We start from the raw sequence: 4,422 nt of genomic DNA on the forward strand, positions 1-4,422 counted from the left end.
ACTCATTGCATGTTGAGTTGGGCGGTAAGATGGTTGATTTTGCTGGTTGGGAGATGCCTGTTCAGTACCCGATGGGGATCATGGGAGAGCATAGGCAGTGCCGTGAGAAGGCGGCGGTGTTTGATGTGTCTCATATGGGTCAGGTGATCCTGCGGGGCGAGAATGTGGGTGAGAAGCTGGAGGCGATCTGCCCGCAGGCCTATGCGACGCTGAAGGAAGGCAAGGCGCGGTATGGGTTTTTCACCAATGCCGAAGGCGGGATCATGGATGACCTGATCGTGTCGAATGCGGGGGATCACTACTTCGTGGTGGTGAACGCGGCGCTGCGGCATCAGGACATTCCGCATATGCGCGACAACCTCGAAGGCGTTGAGGTCACCGAGATTTTCGACCGCGCGCTGGTCGCCGTGCAAGGCCCGAAGGCCGAGGATGTGGTGGGCGCGCTCTGCCCCGCCGCCCGCGACCTGAAGTTCATGGAAACCACCGTGGCGGATATCAACGGCGTCGAATGCCGCATCTCGCGTCTGGGTTATACCGGTGAGGACGGCTACGAGATCTCGATCCCCGAGGACAAGGCCATCGAGATCACCCGCGCCTTCCTGGCGCATGAGGATTGCGAACCGGCCGGTCTGGGCGCGCGCGACAGCCTGCGGCTGGAGGCCGGCCTGTGCCTTTATGGCAATGACATCGACCAGAGCACCTCGCCGATCGAGGCCTCTCTGGGCTGGGCGATCCAGAAGCGCCGCAAGGAAGAAGGCGGCTTTCCGGGCGCTGAGCGTGTCCAGAAAGAACTGGCCGAAGGCCCTGCGCGCAAGCTGGTGGGCATCAAGCCCGAAGGCCGTGCGCCCGCCCGTCAGGGTGTCGAGGTGCAATGCCTCGAGGGCAATACGATTGGCCAGATCACCTCGGGCAGCTTTGGCCCCACGGTCGGCGGACCGGTGGCGATGGGCTATGTGAGCAAAGGCCATGGCGCGCCGGGCGAGAAGGTGAACCTGATCATCCGGGGTAAGGCGCAGTCGGCCGAAATCGTAGCGCTGCCCTTCGTCACACAGAATTACAAGCGTTGAAGTCAGGAGAGAGAAGACATGGCAACCTATTATTCCGAAGAGCATGAATGGCTGACCGTCGAAGGGGACGTAGCCACTCTGGGCATCACCAAACACGCGGCCGAGCAGCTGGGTGAGGTGGTCTTCGTCGAGCAGCAGGAAGCAGGCGACGAGTTCGAGAAGGATGGCGAGATCGGCGTGATCGAATCCGTCAAGGCGGCGTCCGAGCTCTATGCCCCGGTCGATGGCGAGATCGTCGAGGTCAACGAAGCGCTGGCCGACAACCCCGGCGCGCTGAACGAAGACCCCGAGGGCGAGGCCTGGATCTACAAGATCAAGATCGCGGACGCGTCGCAGCTTGAAGATCTGATGGATGAGGCCGGTTACAAGGACTTCATCGGCTGAGCCTCTGCCGGGGTCCTGACCCGGGACCCCACCCGTTCGGGCCGGCCCGGCCCGCATTCTACCGGAGGTCCTCGCGGCCTCCGCCCGACCTGACTTATTCATAGGAGCGCTGCAATGGCCTTCAAACTGACCGACTACGAAGCCTATGACTTTGCCAATCGCCGCCATATCGGGCCCAGCCCGACCGAGATGCGCGACATGCTCAAGGTGATCGGCTTCAAGACGCTGGACGAACTGATCGACGCCACCGTTCCCCCTGCGATCCGCCAGAAGGAACCGCTGGACTGGGGTCCGGCGATGACCGAGCGGGATGCGCTTTTCCACATGAAGCAGGTGGCGAGCAAGAACAAGGTTCTGACCTCGCTGATCGGTCAGGGTTATTACGGCACCACCACCCCGGCGCCGATCCTGCGCAACATCCTGGAAAACCCGGCCTGGTACACCGCCTACACGCCCTATCAGCCCGAGATTAGCCAGGGTCGGCTTGAGGCGCTGTTGAACTTCCAGACCATGGTCAGCGACCTGACCGGGCTGGACGTGGCCAATGCCTCGCTGCTGGACGAGGCCACCGCAGCGGCTGAGGCCATGGCCATGGCCAAGCGCGGCGGCCGGTCCAAGGCCAACAACGCGGCCTTCTTCGTCGACAAGAACTGCCACCCGCAGACCATCGCAGTGATCAAAACCCGGGCTGAGCCTCTGGGCATCGACGTGCAGGTGGGCGATCCCGACAGCCTCGACGCAGGTGCCGTCTTTGGCGCGATCTTCCAATATCCGGGCACCCACGGCCATGTGCGCGACTACACCGCCGAGATCGCGGCGCTGCACGAACACAAGGCAATTGCCATCGTGGCCGCCGACATCCTGTCGCTGGCGCTGCTGAAGTCGCCGGGTGAGATGGGCGCGGATATCGCCATCGGCTCGACCCAGCGTTTTGGCGTGCCGATGGGCTTTGGTGGCCCGCACGCCGCCTATATGGCGACCACCGACAAGCTGAAGCGGTCGATGCCCGGCCGGATCATCGGTGTGTCCATCGACAGCCGCGGCAACAAGGCCTACCGCCTGTCGCTGCAGACCCGTGAGCAACACATTCGCCGCGAGAAGGCGAACTCGAACGTCTGTACCGCGCAGGCACTGCTGGCGGTGATTGCTTCGATGTATGCGGTCTATCACGGCCCCGACGGCATCAAGGCCATCGCGCAATCGGTGCACCGCAAGACCTCGCGCCTGGCCGCCGGTCTGGAAGAGGCGGGCTTTGCCGTCGAACCGGAAGTATTCTTCGACACCATCACCGTCGAGGTCGGCCACCTGCAGACCGTGGTGATGGAGGCTGCCGTGGCCCGTGGCGTCAACCTGCGCAAGGTGGGTGACAGCAAAGTGGGCATCAGCCTCGACGAACAGACCCGGCCCGAAACCATCGAGGCCGTCTGGGGTGCCTTCGGCATCGACCGCAAGGATGACAGCTCGAACAAGCAGTATCGCCTGCCGGATTACGCGCTGCGCGAAAGCGCCTATCTGACCCACCCGATCTTCCACCAGAACCGGGCCGAGGCCGAGATCACCCGCTATATGCGCCGTCTGGCCGACCGCGACCTGGCGCTGGACCGGGCGATGATCCCGCTGGGCTCGTGCACCATGAAGCTGAACGCCACGATCGAGATGATCCCGGTCACCTGGCCCGAGTTCGGCAACCTGCACCCCTTCGTTCCCGAAGATCAGGCGCAGGGCTATCACGAGATGATCGCCGACCTGAACGACAAGCTGTGCCAGATCACCGGCTATGACGCGATCAGCCAGCAGCCCAACTCGGGCGCGCAGGGCGAATATGCGGGCCTGCTGACCATCCGCAACTATCACTTCGCCCGCGGCGAAGGGCACCGCAATGTCTGCCTGATCCCGACCTCGGCGCACGGGACCAACCCGGCCTCGGCGCAGATGGTGGGCTGGCAGGTTGTGCCGGTGCAGTCGGATGACAAGGGTAACATTGACCTGGCCGATTTCCGCGCCAAGGCGGAAAAGCACAGCGACCATCTGGCCGCCTGCATGATCACCTACCCTTCGACCCACGGCGTGTTCGAGGAAACGGTGCAGGAGGTCTGCCAGATCACCCATGATCACGGCGGTCAGGTCTATATCGACGGCGCCAACATGAACGCCATGGTCGGCCTGGCCCAGCCGGGCAAGATCGGCGGCGACGTGAGCCACCTGAACCTGCACAAGACCTTCTGCATCCCGCATGGCGGCGGTGGCCCCGGCATGGGTCCGATCGGCGTCAAGGCGCATCTCGAGGAACACCTGCCCGGCCACCCGGAATACGGCACCGCCGTGGGTCCGGTCTCGGCGGCACCGTTCGGCTCGCCCTCGATCCTGCCGGTCAGCTGGGCCTATGTGCTGCTGATGGGCGGCGCGGGTCTGACGCAGGCAACCAAGGTGGCGATCCTGAACGCCAACTACATCGCCGCGCGTTTGAAGGATGCCTATCCGATCCTCTACACCTCCGAGTCGGGCCGCGTGGCGCATGAATGCATCCTCGACACCCGTCCGCTGGACGAGGCCGCCCATGTCACCGTCGACGACATCGCCAAGCGCCTGGTCGATAGCGGCTTCCACGCGCCGACCATGTCCTGGCCGGTGGCCGGCACCCTGATGGTGGAACCCACGGAATCCGAGCCGCAGGCCGAGCTGGACCGCTTCTGCGACGCCATGCTCTCGATCCGGGCCGAGGCGCAGGACATCATCGACGGCAAGATCGACGCGGAGAACAACCCGCTGAAAAACGCCCCCCACACGGTGCGCGATCTGGTCGGCGACTGGGACCGCCCCTACACCCGCGAACAGGCCTGCTTCCCGCCGGGCTCCATGGGCGTCGACAAATACTGGTCCCCCGTCAACCGCGTCGACAACGCATACGGCGACCGTAACCTCGTCTGCACATGCCCTCCAATGGACGCATACCAAGACGCCGCCGAGTAAA

The 4,422-nt window shown here is 64.0% G+C and carries 3 protein-coding genes; all 3 read left to right on the forward strand.

From position 1 onward, the window contains the following. The first annotated feature begins 5 nt into the window (after nucleotides 1-5). The 3 genes from gcvT (at nucleotide 6) to gcvP (ending at nucleotide 4,421) form a co-directional block, all read left to right on the forward strand. A complete protein-coding gene (gene gcvT, locus ACR0KW_RS24035; RefSeq protein WP_480807280.1) occupies nucleotides 6-1,067 on the forward strand; it encodes a glycine cleavage system aminomethyltransferase GcvT in 1,062 nt (353 codons plus the stop codon). An 18-nt stretch (nucleotides 1,068-1,085) separates the two neighbouring features. Continuing rightward, nucleotides 1,086-1,451: a glycine cleavage system protein GcvH gene (gene gcvH / locus ACR0KW_RS24040; RefSeq protein WP_480807278.1), complete on the forward strand. Its 366-nt coding sequence runs from the start codon at nucleotides 1,086-1,088 to the stop codon at nucleotides 1,449-1,451. A 114-nt stretch (nucleotides 1,452-1,565) separates the two neighbouring features. Further along, entirely contained in the window at nucleotides 1,566-4,421 is a 2,856-nt protein-coding gene (gene gcvP, locus ACR0KW_RS24045) for an aminomethyl-transferring glycine dehydrogenase (protein WP_480807279.1), read from the forward strand. Nucleotide 4,422: the final 1 nt, after the last annotated feature.

The organism is Ruegeria sp. CG11, from assembly GCF_056537245.1.

Coding starts and splice junctions, on each gene's coding strand:
- gcvP (WP_480807279.1), top strand. CDS start 1,566: ATGGCCTTCAAACTGACCGACTACGAAGCCTATGACTTTGCCAATCGC.
- gcvH (WP_480807278.1), top strand. CDS start 1,086: ATGGCAACCTATTATTCCGAAGAGCATGAATGGCTGACCGTCGAAGGG.